The sequence below is a fragment of the Erwinia persicina NBRC 102418 genome (genome assembly GCF_001571305.1).
GTDB classification, from domain to species: Bacteria; Pseudomonadota; Gammaproteobacteria; order Enterobacterales; family Enterobacteriaceae; genus Erwinia; species Erwinia persicina.
Genome location: NZ_BCTN01000002.1, coordinates 80,963 through 99,168 on the forward strand (window position 1 = coordinate 80,963; position 18,206 = coordinate 99,168).

Below are 18,206 nucleotides of genomic sequence, written 5' to 3' on the forward strand. Positions count from 1 at the left end.
TGGAAAGCATAAGGAGAGGAAAGGGAGCAGGGCGACCCTGAATAGCCGGCCCCCTCTGGAAACATTAACGGTCTTTACGCCAGGCATCGGCAGTCAGTGCCTCACCAAAATGGCTGGAGATCAGACGTCGGGTTAAATCATGTAGCGGGCAGGCCAGCACGTCAGCCGTACTGCCGCGTTCGACCACTTCGCCCTGGTGCATCACCAGCACCTTGTCACTGATGTGTTTCATCATGCCCAGATGCTGAGTCACGTAGATATAGGAAATTCCGTGTTTCGCCTGCAGCTCCAGCATCAGATTAATCAGCTGCGAACGCATCGACATATCCAGCGCAGCCAGCGCCTCATCGGCCACAATCACCTTGGGCTGGAGGATCAGGGCGCGCGCCAGTCCGATGCGCTGTTTCTGACCGGGCGCGAGCATGTGCGGATAATAGGAGGCGTGATCGCGTAACAGCCCCACCTGACGCAGCGTGGCGATGATACGCTTTTCCCGTTCCTCCGTGTTCAGCTCGGTATTCAGCCTCAACGGGAAATCCAGGATCTGGCTGATACGCTGACGGGGATTAAGGGACGTCGAAGGGTCCTGAAATATCATACGGATACGCTGGCTACGATAGCCATAATCGCCGTACTCCAGCGGATGATCGTCAATGACAATTTCACCGGCAGATGGGGCAATCATGCCGCTGAGCATGCGGGCAAGCGTTGACTTCCCGGAACCGTTTTCTCCGATGATTGCCAGCGTCTGGCGCTCCTGCAGAGTAAAACTGACGTCTTTGACGGCCTCAACGTGCTGTCGTCGGAACAGCCCGGTACGGTAACGGAACGTTTTACTCAAGTTGCGCACTTCCAGCAGCGTGTCAATCATGACTGACTCTCCATATTCAGTGGGAAGTGGCAGGCAAACAGGTGACTTTTCGATCCGGAGAGGCGCGGTGTTTCAATGCAGGTCTTCTGCGCGTAGGGACAGCGCGGGCCCAGGCGGCAGCCAATCGGTAAATGCTCCAGCGACGGGATCGCCCCCGGCAGTGTATTCAGGCGGCTTTTATGCGGCAGCGATCGGCCAAAATCGGGCATGGCGCGGATCAGGGCCTGGGTATAAGGATGGTGAGGCGCGGTGATCAGGTCTTCACTGAGCGCCGTTTCTACCGTTTGCCCGCAGTACATAACATTAATCCGGTCTGCCCAGTGACTGAGCATCTGCAGATCGTGACTGATCAACAGTATCGTGGTGTTATTATTCTGGTTCAGACGCGACAGCAGGCGGAAAATCTGCGCCTGGGTAGTCGGCTCCATGGCATTCGTCGGCTCATCCGCAATCAGTAGGCGTGGCTGATTCGCCAGCGCGATAGCAATCATGACCTTCTGACACTCCCCGTCAGTCAGCTCGTAGGGGAAGCTGCTCATAATGTCTTTGTGATCTTTGATACCCACGCGGTGCAGCAGCTCAATTGCCCGGCGCTGACGCCAGCCGAAGCGCTGATACCAGCGGCCTTTCCACGTCCAGCGAGGGATGGCCTGTTTGAGCTGAGTACCAATACTTTCCGATGGATCGAGGCACGACTGAGGTTCCTGAAAAATCATCGATACGTTATGGCCGACGATTTTACGTCGTTCACGTGGCGACAGATGGAGCAGGTCAATATCATCAAAGCGCATCCGGTCTGCGGTGATGCGCCAGTTATCCTTGGTCACGCCGCAGATAGCTTTGGCAATCAGGCTTTTACCTGAACCGGATTCACCGACCAGGCCACGCACTTCGCCTTCGGTCAGCGTCATACTGACCCGATCCACTGCTTTCACCGGCCCGTCGGCCGTCATAAATTCAATGGTCAGGTTACGAATATCGAGCAGCGGCATTATTCAACTCCCGCATCGATGGCCCGGCGAACGCCGTCACCCAACAGGTTAACAATCAAGACACTCAGCATAATCGCCGCGCCGGGTAACATCACGGTCCAGGGGGCAACATATATCAGCTCTAACGAATCACCCAGCATCGCACCCCATTCCGGTGAGGGAAGCTGGGCACCTAAATCGAGAAAACCCAGCGCAGCGATATCGAGGATCGCCATGGACAGGGCACGGGTAAACTCCGTGACCAGCAGCGCCAGAATATTCGGCAGGATCGCATACCAAAGGATATCCAGACTGCTGGCGCCATCCAGACGGGCGGCCACAACATACTCTTTTTCCAGCTCTTCATGTACCGCACTGTAAATGGCGCGCACCAGTCGGGGAAGAATAGCCAGATAGACTGCCAGCATGGCGTGTTCCAGCCGGGGCCCGAGAAAAGCCACGACAATAATGGCCAGCAGCAGAGAAGGAATCGACAGCAGCGTGTCGAGAATATGGTTCATTACCGCTGAACGCAGTCCGTGGGTCAGCCCAGCCATCACCCCAAGCACCATCGCACACAGCGAGGCTAAGAGCGTGACCACAATCGCTGAACCCACCGTCGGAGCGGCACCGCTCAACAACCGGCTCAACAGGTCCCGCCCCAGATCGTCGGTGCCCAGGAAGAACGAGACGTCGCCATAATGTGACCACGAAGGGGGCAGAAGCTGATAGCCCAGAAACTGTTGATCCAGCCCATATGGCGCCAGCAGCCCGCCAAAAATACACAGCAGCAGCACGGCAATAAACGCGTAAAAACCGATCATCGCCGTGGTATCGCGATAGAACAGCCCCCACGTATGACGCAGTGGGCTGGGTGGCCGCTTTTCAGCGTAAATATTATCGGAGGGCATACCACTCCTTGTGTTTCAGCGGATTTGTCATAGCACCTAAAATATCTGAGAGCACGTTCACGGCAATAACCAGTCCACCCACGACCATCACCCCAGCGGAGATCGCCGCATAGTCCTGCTGGCGGATAGCATTAATCAGCCAGCGACCCAGCCCTGGCCAGCTGAAGACCATCTCCGTGATCATCGCCAGCGTCAGCATCGTCGAAAACTGCAGCCCCAGGCGGGGGATCACCGGCGGCAGCGCGTTATGCAGCACGTGGCGACGAATGATGGTCAACAGCGACAGCCCGCGCGTCGCCGCGGCCTTAACATAGTTCTGCTCCATGACTTCACGGGTGCTGATACGCAGCAGGCGGATCACCTCCGTGGTGGGGGCGACGGCCAGTGCGGTTACCGGCAGCACCATATGCTTCAGGGCGCTGATAATCATTTCATGGCGCCATGGTGAGTCGGTCAGCCAGGCGTCAATCAGCGCAAATCCGGTGAGCTGCTGTACGGGATAAAGCAGGTCTAAACGTCCGGAAACCGGCAGCCAGCCGAGATTGAGCGAGAAAAACAGCGTCAGTAGCAGTGCCAGCCAGAATACCGGCAGCGAAAAGCCCAACAGCGCCACTGCGCTGATCGCCTTATCCTGCCACTTGTTACGCATGACCCCGGCGGCGATACCCAGCGGGATGCCGACCATCAGCGCGAGGGAGAAGGCCATGAAGCAGAGCTCCAGCGTGGCCGGAAATACCTCCCGCAACTGCAGATTGATGGACTGACCGTTAATGCTGGATACGCCGAAATCCAGCTGCAGGATGCCCTTAAACCAGAACCACCAGGCATCCAGCAGTGAGGCCCCCTGCAGAGGGGCGTGAGGGGTAAAGTAGCTGAGGCTGAATCCAAGCAGCGTCAGCATAAACAGCGTGACAATAAACAGCACCAGCCTGCGAAGCGTATAGATAATCACGGTGACTTCTCCTTGCCGTCATCACGGTGGACACCCGCAAATGAAGCATTACCGAATGGGCTCAGTACCAGACCTTTAATGTCGTAGCGATAAGCCTGCAACCGAAGGGAATAGGCCAGCGGCAGAACGGGCAGTTCCTGAGACAGCATCGCCTGAGCGCGATCGTAATAGTCGATGCGTTTCGCCAGCTGTTGCGACAGCAGCGCTTTGTGCAGTAATTCATCAAAGCCGGAATTACACCAGTGAGCATAATTTGTTTGTGACGCAATGGCTGCACAGCTGAGGAGAGGGCGGAAGAAGCTGTCCGGGTCATTACTGTCCGTTGCCCACCCCGTCAGCGTCAGGTCGTGATTCATCTCCATCAGCCGTGCCTCCTGGAAGCGGCCTTCAACCTGCACGATGGTGACTTTCACGCCCACCTGCGCCAGGTCCGCCTGGATTAACTCTGCTGTTTTCATCGGGCTTGGGTTCCACGACTGCGAGGCAGAAGGGACCCACAGGTTCAGATGCAGTTCTTCAATGCCCAGCGCCTTCAATGCCTCGCGTGCCTTCTGCGGGTTATACGGCGTCACCCGGGCATCGGTGTCGTAGGCCCAGGAGGCACGAGGCAGAATAGAGGCGGCAGTTTCTGCCGTGCCGTAATAAATAGACTCCATCAGGCGTTCATTGTTGATCGCTAGCGCCAGTGCCTGACGCACTTCGGGGCGGTCAAGCGGCGCTTTGCGGGTATTGAATGCCAGATAGGCAATATTCATCCCGGGCCGCAGTGTCAGGCGCAGACGAGGGTCGTCGCGTAAAACTGACAGCTGACTGGCTGCAGGGTAGGCCAGCACATCACACTCGCCCGTCAGCAGCTTAGACATGCGGCCGGTGCCACCTGCGCCCATATCAATCACCACCTGTGACATACGCGGCTTACCTTTCCAGTAGGCATCGTTTCGCTGCAGACGAACGTACTGGCCGGCGCGGTAGTCATTGAGCATAAAAGGCCCGGTACCTACCGGTTCCCGATCCAGCTGCTCCTGGCGATCGGCCCGGGTCAACTGGTCAGCATACTCCGCTGACAGTACGGGCGCATAGTGGGTGGCCAGGTGCCAGAGAAATGAGGCATCGGGACTGTTAAGACGGATCTCTACCGTATTTTTGTCCAGTTTCCTCACGCTCTGTACCGCGTCTGAAAACTGCAGGCTGTCAAAATAGGGGTAGCTGCCGCCGTTCACATTATGCCAGGGATGCTTGCGGTTAAATATCCGTTCAAAGCTGAACACGACGTCATCGGCGTTCATCGTCCGGGTGGGGGTAAACCACGCGGTCTTCTGGAAGGGAACCTTCTGCCTGAGATGGAAACGATAGGTCGCGCCGTCATCCAGCACCTCCCAACTTTCAGCCAGTTCGGGGATCAGCCGGTAGGTATAAGGGTCAACGTCAAGCAACCGATCATAAAGCTGCGCAGCGAGGGTATCAACCACCAGTCCACTGCTGGCCAGCTGAGGGTTAAAGGTATTCATCACGCCATTAACGCAATACACGAAGCCGCTCTGGCGAATATCGCCAGGCGTTGATGACCAGACCGGAGCACTCAGCGTACTCAGGCTGAGAAGCAGAGTAGAGATTAGTTTGCGCATAACTCTTCTGAAAATTCAGGCAATAAACACAGTGTACCGCACTCTCAGGCTGCACCCAAAGTTTGCAGCGGGTCGTCACCGTTTTTCGGCAGAAAGATCGCCAGAGAGAAAGTGGGGGCGGCGGAATACGCCTGATCTTGCTGTGGTAATGAGAAAAATTCTCAACAAAATGCTTTACAGATAAGATTGAGAATGATTATTATTCACCTGCGCTTTAACGGTGGCTCTGCCGTTAAGGAGCACGACATTGCTCACATTGCTTCCAGTATTATTTAGCCCGCTTAATGCGGGCTTTTTTTTGCCCGCCACCCACGACATCAGGCTTCATCAAAATTAATATCATGCTTTTTCAGCATGGCCCGTAACTGGTGATAAGTGACACCCAGCAGTTCAGCGGCCCGGCGCTGATTAAAACGGGCCTGGCTCAGCGCTTTTTCGACCAGCGCTTTTTCCTGGCGACTCTGCCAGTGACGTAAATCGAAAGGCAGCGCCGGCAGAACCTCCCCTGCGGGCGCTGACCGCGTGTTTTCAGGTTCCGCACGCTGGAAAGGGTTCACAATAATGTTATCCAGGGGAATTTCGCTGCTGGCGTGACGGTAAACCGAGCGCTCAACCACGTTTTTCAATTCACGCACGTTGCCCGGCCAGGCGTAATCCAGCAGACGCTGTTCTGCCCCGGCGGTGAAACCGGGAAACAGCGTCAGTCCCAGCTCACGGCACATCTGAATAGCAAAATGCTGCGCCATCACCAGAATGTCGCTTCGACGTTCGCGCAGCGGGGGCAGTTGCACCACATCAAATGCCAGCCTGTCCAGCAGGTCGGCGCGGAACTTACCCTCCCGCGCCAGCAGCGGCAGATCGGCATTGGTGGCGCAAACCAGCCGCACGCTGACCTGCAGCGGCTGACTGCCGCCGACGCGCTCCAACTGACCATATTCAATCACCCGCAGTAGTTTTTCCTGAACCAGCATCGGCGCCGTCGCCAGCTCATCAAGAAAAAGCGTCCCGCCATCGGCACGCTCAAAGCGCCCGAGATGGCGCTTCTGCGCGCCGGTAAACGCCCCGGCCTCATGGCCAAAAAGTTCTGAATCCAGCAGGTTTTCATTCAGCGCCGCGCAGTTAAGCGAGATAAACGGCCCCTGCCAGCGCTCAGACAGATAGTGCAGTCGACTGGCAATCAGCTCTTTCCCGGTGCCGCGCTCACCGATCACCAGCACCGGCTTATTCAGTGGGGCCAGACGTGAAACCTGTTCCAGAACGTCGATAAAATTGTTGGACTCGCCAAGCAGGGTATCTGGGTTTTCGTTCATCATTAATTTCACCAGGTGTTAGTGATAAAAACCACTTTAGTCTCACCCCATACCGGTGTAAAGGGAGCAGGTCATTTAAAATCAATAAGATAAAAACTGGCACGGCTTTTGAATAGTGTTATGCAGCTTAACCGTATTATTCGACACCCGGCGTAATGCCAGACTATGACTGAAAGAGGATTTTGATTATGGGTATTTTTTCCCGCTTTGCCGACATCGTGAACGCCAATATTAACTCCCTGCTGGAGAAAGCAGAAGATCCGCAGAAGCTGGTGCGCCTGATGATCCAGGAGATGGAAGATACGCTGGTTGAAGTGCGTTCCACCTCAGCCCGGGCCCTGGCCGAGAAGAAACAGTTACAGCGCCGTATCGAGCAGGCAGAAACGCAGCAGGCCGAATGGCAGGAAAAAGCCGAACTGGCCCTGCGTAAAGAAAAAGACGATCTGGCACGCGCAGCGCTGATGGAAAAACAGAAACTCACCGACCTGACGGCATCGCTGCAGCAGGAAGCCGGCCAGGTGGAAGAGAGCCTGACGCGGATGAAAGGTGAAATTGGTGAGCTGGAAAGTAAACTGAGCGAAACCCGTGCCCGTCAGCAGGCGCTGACGCTGCGCCATCAGGCGGCATCCTCATCACGCGATGTGCGTCGCCAGCTCGATAGCGGCAAAATTGATGACGCCATGGCCCGTTTTGAATCCTTCGAGCGCCGTATCGACCACATGGAAGCGGAAGCCGAAAGCCACAGCTTTGGCAAAAAGAAATCGCTCGATCAGGAGTTCGCTGAGTTACAGGCTGACGATGAAATCAGCCAGCAGCTGGCGGCGCTGAAAGCAAAAATGAACCGCAGTGAGTAACGGAGCTGGCCACGGCGGTGGCCGGCATCGCTAAGATTAACTATCAAGGAACGTGAATGAGTGTCTTCATTATTGCCATACCCCTGACGTTGTTTCTGCTGTTTGTCGCGCCGATCTGGCTCTGGCTGCATTACACAAAACGCCAGAATGGTGGGGCGGAACTGACGCAGAATGAACTGCAGCGTCTGCAACAGCTGACCCAGGACGCACGTAAAATGCGTGAACGTATCCAGGCGCTGGAAGCCATCCTCGATGCCGAGCATCCTCACTGGAGGCAGCCATGATTCAGAAGAAACTGTACTGCATCCCGGAGCAGGGAAAGCTGAAAGGCGTCTGCGCCGGGATTGCCGAATACCTGGGCGTGCCGGTCTTGCTGGTCCGCGTTATCGTGGTGATGTCGTTGTTTTTCGGCCTCTTTGTCCTGACTATCGTCGGCTACTTCCTGCTGGCAACGCTACTGCCGGACCTGCCGGCCAGCGAGCAGGGGCGAGATAAACCGCTCAGTGCGCGACAGTTGCTGGATGAATTAAGCGCAGAGCTGAACGGCGGGGAACGGGAGTTACGTGAGGTGGAGCGTTATGTCACCTCAGAAACCTTTAGCGTGCGCAGCCGGTTCAGCCAGCTGTAATCTACGGTTCTTTTTCAGGAGTGTATTAATGAGAAACTGGCAGCCCCACCCGCGCCTGAAAAAGGCCGGTAAATTTGTGCTGATCAACGCGCTGACTTATGGCCCGGCAGGGTTAAGCGGCTGGGCGGTGAAGTCCGTCGCCCGCAGGCCATTAAAAATCCTGCTGGCCTGGGCGCTTGAGCCGCTGTTTAAACGCGTGCTGCGCCGGGTCACCGCACGCTGGGTGAAACCCACCCCCTGAGTCAGAGAAGCGGCAATGGCAGGAGGATGTTACGATAAGGAATATTAACGATAAGGTGCCAATGCCACAGATGAAACGACTACAACATGAATTGCTGTCGCTGGTGAACCGCGGCGCGGATCGCCATCTGCGCCTGGCGGTGACCGGATTAAGCCGCAGCGGCAAGACCGCTTTTATCACCTCCCTGGTTAACCAACTGCTTAACGTCAATTCCGGTGCGCGTCTGCCGATGTTCTCTGCGGTGCGCGAGCAGCGCCTGCTGGGCGTTAAACGCGTGCCACAGCGCGACCTTGGCATCCCGCGTTTTACCTATGATGAAGGTGTGGCGCAACTGTACGGCACACCGCCAGACTGGCCAACCCCCACCCGGGGCGTGAGTGAAATGCGACTGGCGTTACGCTACCGTTCTCAGGCCTCCCTGCTGCGCCATTTTAAAGAAACCTCCACGCTTTATCTGGAAATTGTCGATTATCCCGGTGAATGGCTGCTCGACCTGCCGATGCTGGAACAGGATTACCTGAGCTGGTCACGACAGATGACTGGCCTGCTGCAGGGCGATCGCGCGGTATGGGCACAGCGCTGGCGTCAGTTGTGTGAAGGCCTTGACCCGCTGGCACCCGCCGATGAAAACCGCCTGGCTGCGATCGCCGCCGCCTGGACCGACTACCTGCAGCGCTGTAAACAGGAAGGACTGCACTTTATCCAGCCCGGCCGCTTTGTGCTGCCCGGCGAAATGGCCGGTGCCCCGGCGCTGCAATTTTTCCCGTGGCCCGAGGTGGTGGAAGGGGGCGAAACCCGCCTGGCGCAGGGGGATGCCGCCAGCAATATCGGCATGCTGCGTGCCCGCTATCAGTATTACTGCCAGCACGTGGTGAAGGACTTTTATAAGAATCACTTTCTGCGCTTCGACCGGCAGATTGTTCTGGTGGATTGCCTGCAGCCGCTCAACAGCGGGCCGCAGGCGTTTAACGACATGCGCCTGGCGCTGACGCAGCTGATGCAGAGTTTTTCGTACGGCCAGCGCACCCTGTTTCGCCGGCTGTTTTCTCCGGTCATCGACAAGCTGCTGTTTGCGGCGACCAAATCCGATCATGTTACCGCCGATCAGCACGCCAATCTGGTGTCGCTGCTCCAGCAGCTGGTACAGGACGCCTGGCAGAACGCCGCGTTTGAAGGCATCAGGATGGACTGCATCGGTCTGGCCTCGGTACAGGCCACACAGAGCGGCCACGTCGATCATCAGGGCGAGAGTATCCCGGCCCTGCGTGGCCACCGTCTGGCCGACAACACTCCGCTGACCGTCTATCCGGGCGAAGTCCCGCCGCGTCTGCCGGGCAATGCATTCTGGCAGGATCAGGGTTTTCATTTTGAACAGTTCCGCCCGCAGGATCTGGATGTTGACCGGCCGCTGCCGCATATCCGGATGGACGCGGCGCTGGAATTTCTTCTGGGAGATAAACTGCGATGACCGCACCGATTAAACCGCGTATCGATTTTGCCCAGCCGCTAAGTGATGAACCGGCCCCCATCCTGCGCCCGTCAAAGGCATTTGCCGCGCAGCAGGATCAGTTTGTCGCTGTTGACCCGCAGCCGGACGTCGAACCTGAAGGCCCGGGAGAGCTGGCGGTCGAAGCCGCGCTGCGCCCCAAACGCAGCCTGTGGCGTAAGATGGTGATCACCGGTCTGAGTCTGTTTGGCGTCAGCGTGGTGGCGCAGGGCGTTCAATGGACGCATCAGGCCTGGGTGGCTCAGGACTGGATTGGTCTGGGCGGGGGCATTGCCGGAGGGCTGATCGTAGCGGCGGGGGCCGGATCGCTGATCGGTGAATGGCGACGTCTGTATCGACTGCGCGAACGTGCGGAAGAACGCGATGTTGCGCGCGAGCTACTGGCCAGCCACGGTAGCGGTCAGGGCCGGGCATTTTGTGAAAAACTGGCAGAGCAGGCGGGGCTGGCGTCCGGGCATCCGGCCCTGCAACGCTGGCACGCCTCACTGCATGAAACCCAAAACGATCGCGAGGTCGTCGAGCTGTACGCCCAGCTGGTGCAGCCGGTACTGGATCGGCAGGCCCGCCGCGAAATCAGCCGCTATGCCGCTGAATCGACGCTGATGATCGCCGTCAGCCCGCTGGCGCTGGTCGATATGGCCTTTATAGCCTGGCGTAACCTGCGCCTGGTGAACCGTATCGCCGCCCTCTACGGCATTGAACTGGGCTATTTCAGCCGCCTGCGGCTGTTCCGTCTGGTTCTGCTGAACATCGCGTTTGCCGGGGCATCAGAGCTGATCCGTGAAGTGGGTATGGACTGGATGTCACAGGATCTTGCCGCCCGACTTTCCACCCGCGCCGCCCAGGGGATCGGTGCCGGTCTGCTGACCGCCCGGCTGGGAATTAAAGCCATGGAACTGTGCCGTCCACTGCCTTGGCTGGAAGGGGATAAGCCGCGCCTTGGGGACTTCCGTCGTGAACTGATCGGCCAGTTAAAAGAGAGCCTGCAGCGCAGTGGCAAGAACGAGAAGTAAACAGAGTGTCAACTTTTCATGACAGAACACTTCTGGCGTGGCAAGGGATAGCGTATTATCCATGAATACGCTCCGCACGGTTGATAACAAAGGTTAAAACGCATGCGTCTTGAAGTCTTTTGCCAGGACCGAATCGGCCTGACCCGCGAACTGCTGGATCTGCTGGTTGAACGCCGTATCGATCTGCGCGGCATCGAAATTGCCGCCATTGGCCGCATCTATCTTAATTTCTCCACCATCAGCTTTGAGCAGTTCAGCCAACTGATGGCCGAGATCCGCCGTATCCCTGGCGTGACCGACGTACGTACCGTCTCCTTCCTGCCCTCCGAGCGCGAACACCGCGCCCTGAGCGCGCTATTGGTGGCGCTGCCGGATCCGGTCTTTTCCATTGATTTGAAAGGCAAAGTGGAGCTGGCTAATCCGGCGGCAGAAAGTCTGTTTTCATTTAATGAAGAAAAGATGCGTAATTACGGTGTCGCATCGCTCATTACCGGGTTTAATTTTCAACGCTGGCTGGAGAGCGAGCGAATTGAGTCTGAGGCGCACCACGTGGTACTGCAGGGGCGCGACTTCCTGATGGAAGTCACGCCGATCTACGCTCAGGAAGAAGAAAGCGGGACACCCAGTCCCGTCGGCGGCGTGGTGTTACTGAAGTCCACCGCCCGCATGGGGCAGCAGTTGCAGAATCTGGCGGTCAACGATGACAGCGAATTTCAGCATATTGTGGCCGTCAGCGGCAAAATGCGCCAGGTTGTGGATCAGGCGAGAAAACTGGCGATGCTGGATGCCCCCCTGCTGATCGTAGGCGATACTGGCACCGGCAAAGATATGCTGGCACGCGCCTGTCATCTGCGCAGTGCGCGGGGTAAAAAGCCGTTCCTTGCGCTGAACTGTGCCTCACTGCCGGATGATGTCGCGGAAAGTGAGCTGTTCGGCCATGCCGCAGGAGCATACCCCAACGCGCTGGAAGGCAAAAAAGGGTTCTTCGAGCAGGCCAGCGGTGGGTCAGTACTGCTGGATGAGATCGGTGAAATGTCACCGCGCATGCAAACCAAATTGCTACGTTTTCTTAACGACGGTACCTTCCGCCGCGTGGGTGAAGAGCATGAGGTGCATGTTAACGTCAGGGTCATCTGCGCCACACAAAAAAACCTTATGGAGCTGGTGCAGCGCGGCGAGTTCCGCGAAGATCTCTTCTACCGGCTCAATGTGCTGACGCTGAATCTGCCGCCGCTGCGCGAACGTCCACAGGATATCCTGCCGCTGACCGAAATGTTCGTGGCACGCTTTGCTGATGAGCAGGGGGTCGCTCGGCCAAAACTCTCCTCCCAGCTAAACGCCTTCCTCACGCGGTACACGTGGCCGGGCAATGTACGTCAGCTGAAAAATGCCCTGTATCGGGCGCTGACGCAGCTGGAGGGCAACGAGTTACGTCCTCAGGATATTGTCCTGCCGGAGTATGCGATGGAGATGCCGCTGGCCGATGACGCCATTGAGGGGTCGCTGGACGACATTACCAGCCGTTTCGAGCGTTCGGTGCTGACCCGGCTCTATCTTTCTTATCCGAGCACGCGCAAGCTGGCAAAACGCCTTGGCGTATCCCATACGGCGATTGCCAATAAGCTGCGTGAATACGGATTGAGTCAGAAAAAAGCGGATACAGAGTAATCGCAGGGTTGGCGGAAGAGTACTGGCAGGAGGGCAGACTGCGTGAGCAGTCTGCCCTGAGAATTACTTCAGCGATGCCAGAGCGGCGTCGTAATCCGGTTCAGTGGTAATTTCACTGACCAGCTGGCTGTAGATGACTTTATCCTGCTCATCCAGCACCACCACGGCACGAGCCGTCAGTCCGTTCAGTGGCCCATCAACAATGGCAACACCGTAGTCTTTTTTGAACTCACTGCCGCGCAGGGTAGAGAGTGTTACGACGTTGCTCAGGCCATCAGAGCCACAGAAGCGTGACTGGGCAAAGGGCAGATCGGCAGAAATACAGAGCACCACGGCATTATCAACTTCACCCGCCAGTTGATTAAACTTGCGCACGGATGTTGCGCAGACGCCGGTATCAATACTTGGGAAGATGTTCAGAACTTTGCGTTTGCCCGCATAGTGGGACAGAGAGACATCGGAGAGATCTTTGGCCACCAGGGTGAACGGTTTTGCCGCCTGGCCCGGCGCTGGCAGTTGCCCGTCAACGGAAACCGGGTTGCCCTGGAAATGTACGGTCTGAGACATAATCTATCCTTTTAATGTTAATGGTGTTTAACCTGCTTCAGTGTATGCCATGCTGAAGCAGTGAGACAGTATAAATACGACATAATATGCGCCCGCCAAACCAATTGAAGGATTTGAGCATGAGATCGGTAAAAGCCTGGCCGGAAAACTGGCCGTTACATTCGCCCTTTGTCATCGCACGTGGTGCCCGCAGTGATGCGGGTGTGGTGGTGGTGGAGCTGGAGGAAAACGGCATTAAAGCGGTGGGTGAGTGTACTCCCTATCCGCGCTATGGTGAGAGTGAGGAGTCGGTGCTGGCGCAAATCACTACTCTGCTGCCGGCATTGCAGCAGGGGCTGACGCGGGCAGAACTCCAGCAGCGACTTCCTGCGGGAGCCGCACGCAATGCGATCGACAGCGCGTTGTGGGATCTGGAAGTCGCGCGTGATGGCCAGAGCCTGTGGCAGTTAACATCGCAGCCGTCACCGGCGCTGATTGAGATAGCGCAAACCGTCAGCATCGACGGGCCTGAGATGATGGCCAGCAGCGCGCTGGCGCTGTGGGAAAACGGGGCGAAACTGCTGAAAATAAAACTGGACCATCATTTGATCACCGAACGTCTGGTGGCCATCCGCAGCGCGGTGCCTCAGGCCACGCTGATCGTCGATGCCAACGAATCCTGGCAGAGCGAAGGGCTGGCGGCACGCTGCCAGCTGCTGGCCGATCTTGGCGTCGCGATGCTGGAACAGCCGCTTCCTGCCGGGGATGATGCTGCCCTTGAAAATTTCATTCACCCGTTGCCGATTTGTGCGGATGAAAGCTGCCACACCGTTGAAAGCCTGCCTTCGCTGCACGGGCGCTATGAGATGGTGAATATCAAACTGGACAAAACCGGGGGTCTGACGGCCGCACTGGCGCTGGCCCGGGCGGCGGCAGATCAGGGCTTTGGCATCATGCTTGGCTGTATGCTGTGTACCTCACGCGCCATTCGCGCAGCGTTACCGCTGGTACCGCAGGCGCGTTTTGTCGATCTGGATGGCCCGACCTGGCTGGCGGTAGATGCGGAACCCGCACTGCCGTTCAGCTGCGGGCGTATCGACCTGTCACGGCTGCCAGTAGAGTAAATCGACCAGCGCCCCCAGATAGCGTTCGCTGGCCTCATCGGCGGCCACCGGTGGGAATTCTGCCGTAATACAGGGCAGGCTGATATCCGCACACCAGCTGCCGAAAGAACCCGGCGTGGCATAGCCGACGCTGCTGACCAGCGGCAGGCCGGTTTTTGCCGCCAGCCAGTGACCCAGCGGACTGCTATCGGGGTCTTCGATACAGGCCAGCGGCTCATGAAAAGTGACAATCCAGGCGGGGGAGAGCCGGTGAATCAACTGGCACAGCGCTGCGGTTTCCGGCTCTGAACCGGCATGTTCTCCGGTAGAGAGCAGGACATCGCGCTCATCGGCCACGCTGTTCCAGCGATAAACCGTTTCACCGTGCTGCCAGTTGGCGGCTGGGAAGTTACGGTTAAGGTCTACGCCGTTTGCGTTAGCGCGCAGCCCAAGCTGACAGCCGTCGGGGTTCACCGCCAGCACCACGTGATGGCGACGATGGCTGTCCTGAAGCGTGCGCATGGCGCAGGAGAGGGTGACCACCGCAGCGGTTTCATCCCCGTGCGTTCCGGCCAGGATCAACCCACTGTCCTCACTGGCCAGCGGGGCCGGAAACCAGAGCAGCGGTGCACCCAGCACCGATTGCCCGTACGACTGCGGGCGGGCATCAAGGCGACCGCGCAGCGGGCGGGGGTGGAATAACGACATAGGCAGGGCTCCGGATAGACGATTCTGTGCTAAAACTAGCATATTGCCCGGGAAGGTACATCGCCTGGGTGTTGAATAAAAACACTATTTCAGCGCATGTCATTTGCGTTACAGTGCCAGCAGTAAGAAATTCCCGCAGTTTTGCTGACAGGTAAGGATCCCGGAATGAGAAAATCCCCCTCTTTTGCGCTGGCCGCTCTGGCGCTGTGTATTGTTTCCACCTCTCGTGCTGCCGATGTCCCGGCGGGCACCGCGCTGGCCGCGCGCCAGGAAATTGTTCGTCATATTAAAGATGAACCTGCCTCGCTCGACCCGGTGAAAGCGGTGGGGCTGCCGGAAATTCCGGTAATCCGTGACCTGTTTGAAGGGTTAACCAATCAGGATGCCAGCGGGAAAATTGTTCCGGGCGTGGCCATCGACTGGCAGACCAATGACAATAAAACCTGGATCTTCACGCTGCGCAAAGATGCACGCTGGTCAAACGGTGACACTGTCACCGCTGCGGACTTTGTTTACAGCTGGCGGCGACTGGTCGATCCGAAAAACACGTCCACTTTTGCCTGGTTTGCTGAACTGGCGGGTATTCAAAATGCCGGTGCCATCGTTAAAGGGGAAATAAGTCCGGATAAGCTGGGGGTCAGTGCCATAGATGATACCCACCTGCAGGTCACACTCGACAGGCCGGTGCCGTATTTTGTCAGCCTGACCGCCAACTTCAGCCTGTTCCCGGTGCCGGAAAAGGTTATCGCCACCTACGGCGACCAGTGGACACGTCCGGGTAATCTGGTGGGTAACGGGGCCTACCAGTTGAACAGCCGGGTGGTGAATGAGAAAGTCGTGCTGGTTCGCAATCCGCACTACTGGGATAACGCGCATACGGTGCTGAACAAAGTGACCTATGTGCCGATCAGTGAAGAGTCCAGTGCCACCAAGCGCTATCGCGCGGGGGATATTGATATCACGGAATCGTTCCCGAAAGAGCTGTATGCCCTGCTGAAAAAACAGATCCCCGGTGAGGTTTACACCCCTGACCAACTGGGCACTTACTACTATGCGTTTAATACCCGCAAGGGGCCTACGGCTGACGTGCGTGTGCGGCAGGCGCTCTCCTGGTCCATTGACCGCAAAATTATTGCCGAAAAAGTGTTGGGAACCGGAGAAAAACCGGCCTGGCACTTCACGCCTGACGTCACAGCGGGCTTTACGCCGAAAGCCAGCTTTATGCAGCAGCACAGTCAGGAGGAGCTGAACGCTCAGGCGAAAGCCCTGCTAGCCGCGGCGGGCTACGGGCCGACCCATCCGCTTAACCTCACCCTGCTGTATAACACCTCAGAGACGCACAAGAAGATTGCGATTGCCGTGGCCTCGATGTGGAAGAAAAACCTCGGGGTGGACGTGAAACTGCAAAACCAGGAGTGGAAAACCTATATCGACAACCGCAACAGCGGCAACTTTGATGTGATCCGCGCGTCCTGGGTTGGGGATTACAATGAGCCGTCCACCTTCCTCAGTTTGCTGTCCTCCACTCACAGCGGCAATATCGCCGGCTTTAAGAGTGCAGAATACGATGCCGTGCTGGCCCAGGCCAGCCGTCAGACGAATGACAAGGCGCGTAACGATGACTATAACCGGGCAGAGCAGATTATCGCCGGACAGGCCCCGATCGCGCCGATTTATCAGTACACTAACGGACGGTTGATCAAGCCGTATGTAAAAGGCTATCCGATCACCAATCCGGAAGATGTGGCCTACAGCCGTACTCTGTATATTTTAAAACACTGATTGTCGTACGGCGTCATCGCCAGGATAAGCCGCGGCACCGGTTGCTGCTTATGCCATTGAGCCGCGGGGATGTCGTGCATAATGCAGCAACTCAGTCTGACGGTGATGATGATGAAACGGTTTCCTCTGTTTATGTTTGTGGTAATGCTCAGTGGCTGCGCACTGAAACAGTATCCTGCCTCGCCGCCGATCAGTGCGGTGCAGGCCGATCAGCTTGACTGCCAGGGCGTGCAGCAGCAGATCGCTGAACAGAAAAAAGTGCAGCAGGATATTGATAAGAAAGGGGAGTTTGATGCCCTGACCGTAGTGGGTGCCGCAATGGACTTTGGCATTGGTAACGGTATTGCCAAACAGCAGGCGCAAAAACACGCTACCGAGCGTGAACGACAGCTGAACGCACTCGCCACACAGAAGTGTTCCCGGGGCGTTTAGGAAACAAATCGTAACAAAGCGCGAGCTCTATCACAGAACGGCAGCCCGGTGCTTGAGACCCGCGTATAATGCCTTATCGTGTGAACACTGGATTGTTACTGCATTTTAGCAGGCAAAACCTGACCGCCGGAGCTCCTCCGGCGGTCAGGTTTTTTTGTTTTCAGGCCGGGAAATGAAAATAGCAAAAGTTTTAAATAATAATGTGGTCATTGTTCATGACGAACAGGGGCATGAACTGGTGGTGATGGGGCGCGGGCTGGCGTTTAAAAAGCGCAGCGGGGACGAACTTGACCCGGCGCTGGTTGAAAAAACCTTTGCCCTGAAAAGTCAGGAGCTGACCGGGCGCCTGGGCGAACTGCTGTCTGAAATCCCGCTGGAGGTGGTGATCGCCACAGAATGCATCATTGCGCTGGCGCGCGAGCAACTCAGTAGTCAACTGCATGACAGTCTGGCCATTGCGCTGACCGATCATGTAAATTTTGCCCTGACCCGGCATCAGCAAAACCTGCCCATCCGTAACGTGCTGCAGTGGGAGATCCGCAGCCTCTATCCGCAGGAGTATGCCATCGGGCTGGCGGCGCTGAATATTATCGACAAACGCCTTAACGTGCGGCTACCGGAGGATGAAGCCGGATTTATTGCCCTGCATCTGGTGAATGCGCAACTGGGCAGCGAGATGCCTGCTGTGATGCATATCACTAAATTTATGCAGGAAATCCTGCATCTGGTGAAGTACCAGCTACAGCTTGATTATCAGCCCGATTCGCTGAGTTATAACCGCTTTGTCACCCATCTTAAGTTTTTCTCACAGCGGATGCTGGGGAAACGCGGCGTCTACAGTGATGACGAATCGCTGCACGATGTGGTACGCGACCGCTATCCCGCCGCCTACAAATGCGTGGACAAAATCGATCGCCACGTGAGGAAGAATTATGACTATACCCTGGGGAGTGAGGAGCGGATGTTTCTGACGATCCACATAGAGCGGGTCAGAAAGGAGACGCTGGCCCTGGATGATGATAAAGATGAGGCCTGAGGGCCTCATCTCCGTATTCCCGCGTGCCCTGTGAAAGTTGAGGGCCGG

General features: G+C 57.0%; 19 protein-coding genes. 11 read left to right on the top strand and 8 right to left on the bottom strand.

Annotated features, from left to right (window positions below; all coding sequences use genetic code 11):
• Positions 1-64: 64 nt before the first annotated feature.
• From sapF to pspF, 6 genes are all read right to left on the bottom strand, one after another.
• Positions 65-871: a putrescine export ABC transporter ATP-binding protein SapF gene (gene sapF, locus EPE01S_RS03295; RefSeq protein ID WP_062743173.1), complete on the bottom strand. Its 807-nt coding sequence runs from the start codon at positions 869-871 to the stop codon at positions 65-67.
• Positions 868-1,863: a putrescine export ABC transporter ATP-binding protein SapD gene (sapD, locus tag EPE01S_RS03300; protein ID WP_062743174.1), complete on the bottom strand. Its 996-nt coding sequence runs from the start codon at positions 1,861-1,863 to the stop codon at positions 868-870. Before sapD ends, sapF begins: the two co-directional genes overlap by 4 nt.
• Positions 1,863-2,753, bottom strand: coding sequence for a putrescine export ABC transporter permease SapC (sapC, locus tag EPE01S_RS03305; RefSeq protein ID WP_062743175.1), 891 nt, complete (start codon positions 2,751-2,753; stop codon positions 1,863-1,865). The genes sapD and sapC overlap by 1 nt, the downstream gene beginning before the upstream one ends.
• Positions 2,740-3,705, bottom strand: coding sequence for a putrescine export ABC transporter permease SapB (gene sapB, locus EPE01S_RS03310; protein WP_062743176.1), 966 nt, complete (start codon positions 3,703-3,705; stop codon positions 2,740-2,742). Before sapB ends, sapC begins: the two co-directional genes overlap by 14 nt.
• Positions 3,702-5,330: an ABC transporter substrate-binding protein SapA gene (gene sapA, locus EPE01S_RS03315; RefSeq protein WP_062743177.1), complete on the bottom strand. Its 1,629-nt coding sequence runs from the start codon at positions 5,328-5,330 to the stop codon at positions 3,702-3,704. Before sapA ends, sapB begins: the two co-directional genes overlap by 4 nt.
• Before the next feature lie 317 nt (positions 5,331-5,647).
• Positions 5,648-6,643, bottom strand: coding sequence for a phage shock protein operon transcriptional activator (gene pspF, locus EPE01S_RS03320; RefSeq protein WP_062743178.1), 996 nt, complete (start codon positions 6,641-6,643; stop codon positions 5,648-5,650).
• Between the two features lie 185 nt (positions 6,644-6,828).
• Here pspF and pspA point away from each other — a divergent pair, with 185 nt between their 5' ends.
• The 7 genes from pspA (at position 6,829) to tyrR (ending at position 12,551) form a co-directional block, all read left to right on the top strand.
• Entirely contained in the window at positions 6,829-7,494 is a 666-nt protein-coding gene (gene pspA / locus EPE01S_RS03325) for a phage shock protein PspA (RefSeq protein ID WP_062743179.1), read from the top strand.
• Positions 7,495-7,550: 56 nt separating this feature from the next.
• The gene (gene pspB, locus EPE01S_RS03330; RefSeq protein WP_062743180.1) at positions 7,551-7,778 is read left to right on the top strand and encodes an envelope stress response membrane protein PspB; all 228 of its coding nucleotides are present in this window, start codon (positions 7,551-7,553) and stop codon (positions 7,776-7,778) included.
• Positions 7,775-8,122, top strand: a complete 348-nt coding sequence (pspC, locus tag EPE01S_RS03335; protein WP_062743181.1) for an envelope stress response membrane protein PspC — start codon at positions 7,775-7,777, stop codon at positions 8,120-8,122. The genes pspB and pspC overlap by 4 nt, the downstream gene beginning before the upstream one ends.
• A 28-nt stretch (positions 8,123-8,150) precedes the next feature.
• The gene (gene pspD, locus EPE01S_RS03340) at positions 8,151-8,363 is read left to right on the top strand and encodes a phage shock protein PspD (RefSeq protein WP_062743182.1); all 213 of its coding nucleotides are present in this window, start codon (positions 8,151-8,153) and stop codon (positions 8,361-8,363) included.
• Between the two features lie 70 nt (positions 8,364-8,433).
• Positions 8,434-9,831 (top strand): YcjX family GTP-binding protein, encoded by a 1,398-nt coding sequence (locus EPE01S_RS03345; RefSeq protein WP_062743419.1) that lies wholly within the window; start codon positions 8,434-8,436, stop codon positions 9,829-9,831.
• Complete coding sequence (locus EPE01S_RS03350) at positions 9,828-10,883, top strand: YcjF family protein (RefSeq protein ID WP_062743183.1); 1,056 nt, start codon at positions 9,828-9,830, stop codon at positions 10,881-10,883. The genes EPE01S_RS03345 and EPE01S_RS03350 overlap by 4 nt, the downstream gene beginning before the upstream one ends.
• A gap of 102 nt (positions 10,884-10,985) precedes the next feature.
• The gene (tyrR, locus tag EPE01S_RS03355; RefSeq protein WP_062743184.1) at positions 10,986-12,551 is read left to right on the top strand and encodes a transcriptional regulator TyrR; all 1,566 of its coding nucleotides are present in this window, start codon (positions 10,986-10,988) and stop codon (positions 12,549-12,551) included.
• A 63-nt stretch (positions 12,552-12,614) separates the two neighbouring features.
• Here tyrR and tpx read toward each other — a convergent pair whose 3' ends face one another.
• Positions 12,615-13,118: a thiol peroxidase gene (gene tpx / locus EPE01S_RS03360; RefSeq protein ID WP_062743185.1), complete on the bottom strand. Its 504-nt coding sequence runs from the start codon at positions 13,116-13,118 to the stop codon at positions 12,615-12,617.
• Positions 13,119-13,237: 119 nt separating this feature from the next.
• Between tpx and ycjG the strand changes: the two genes are divergently transcribed.
• Positions 13,238-14,221: an L-Ala-D/L-Glu epimerase gene (gene ycjG, locus EPE01S_RS03365; RefSeq protein ID WP_062743186.1), complete on the top strand. Its 984-nt coding sequence runs from the start codon at positions 13,238-13,240 to the stop codon at positions 14,219-14,221.
• Here ycjG and mpaA read toward each other — a convergent pair.
• Positions 14,201-14,908 (bottom strand): murein tripeptide amidase MpaA, encoded by a 708-nt coding sequence (gene mpaA / locus EPE01S_RS03370; RefSeq protein ID WP_062743187.1) that lies wholly within the window; start codon positions 14,906-14,908, stop codon positions 14,201-14,203. The genes ycjG and mpaA overlap by 21 nt on opposite strands.
• A gap of 165 nt (positions 14,909-15,073) precedes the next feature.
• Between mpaA and EPE01S_RS03375 the strand changes: the two genes are divergently transcribed.
• The 3 genes from EPE01S_RS03375 (at position 15,074) to licT (ending at position 18,158) form a co-directional block, all read left to right on the top strand.
• Positions 15,074-16,690: a peptide ABC transporter substrate-binding protein gene (locus EPE01S_RS03375; protein ID WP_062743188.1), complete on the top strand. Its 1,617-nt coding sequence runs from the start codon at positions 15,074-15,076 to the stop codon at positions 16,688-16,690.
• Positions 16,691-16,771: 81 nt separating this feature from the next.
• The gene (locus EPE01S_RS03380; RefSeq protein WP_062743189.1) at positions 16,772-17,122 is read left to right on the top strand and encodes a hypothetical protein; all 351 of its coding nucleotides are present in this window, start codon (positions 16,772-16,774) and stop codon (positions 17,120-17,122) included.
• Positions 17,123-17,294: 172 nt separating this feature from the next.
• On the top strand, positions 17,295-18,158 hold the full coding sequence (gene licT / locus EPE01S_RS03385; RefSeq protein WP_062743190.1) for a BglG family transcription antiterminator LicT: 864 nt from the start codon (positions 17,295-17,297) through the stop codon (positions 18,156-18,158).
• Positions 18,159-18,206 lie beyond the last annotated feature (48 nt).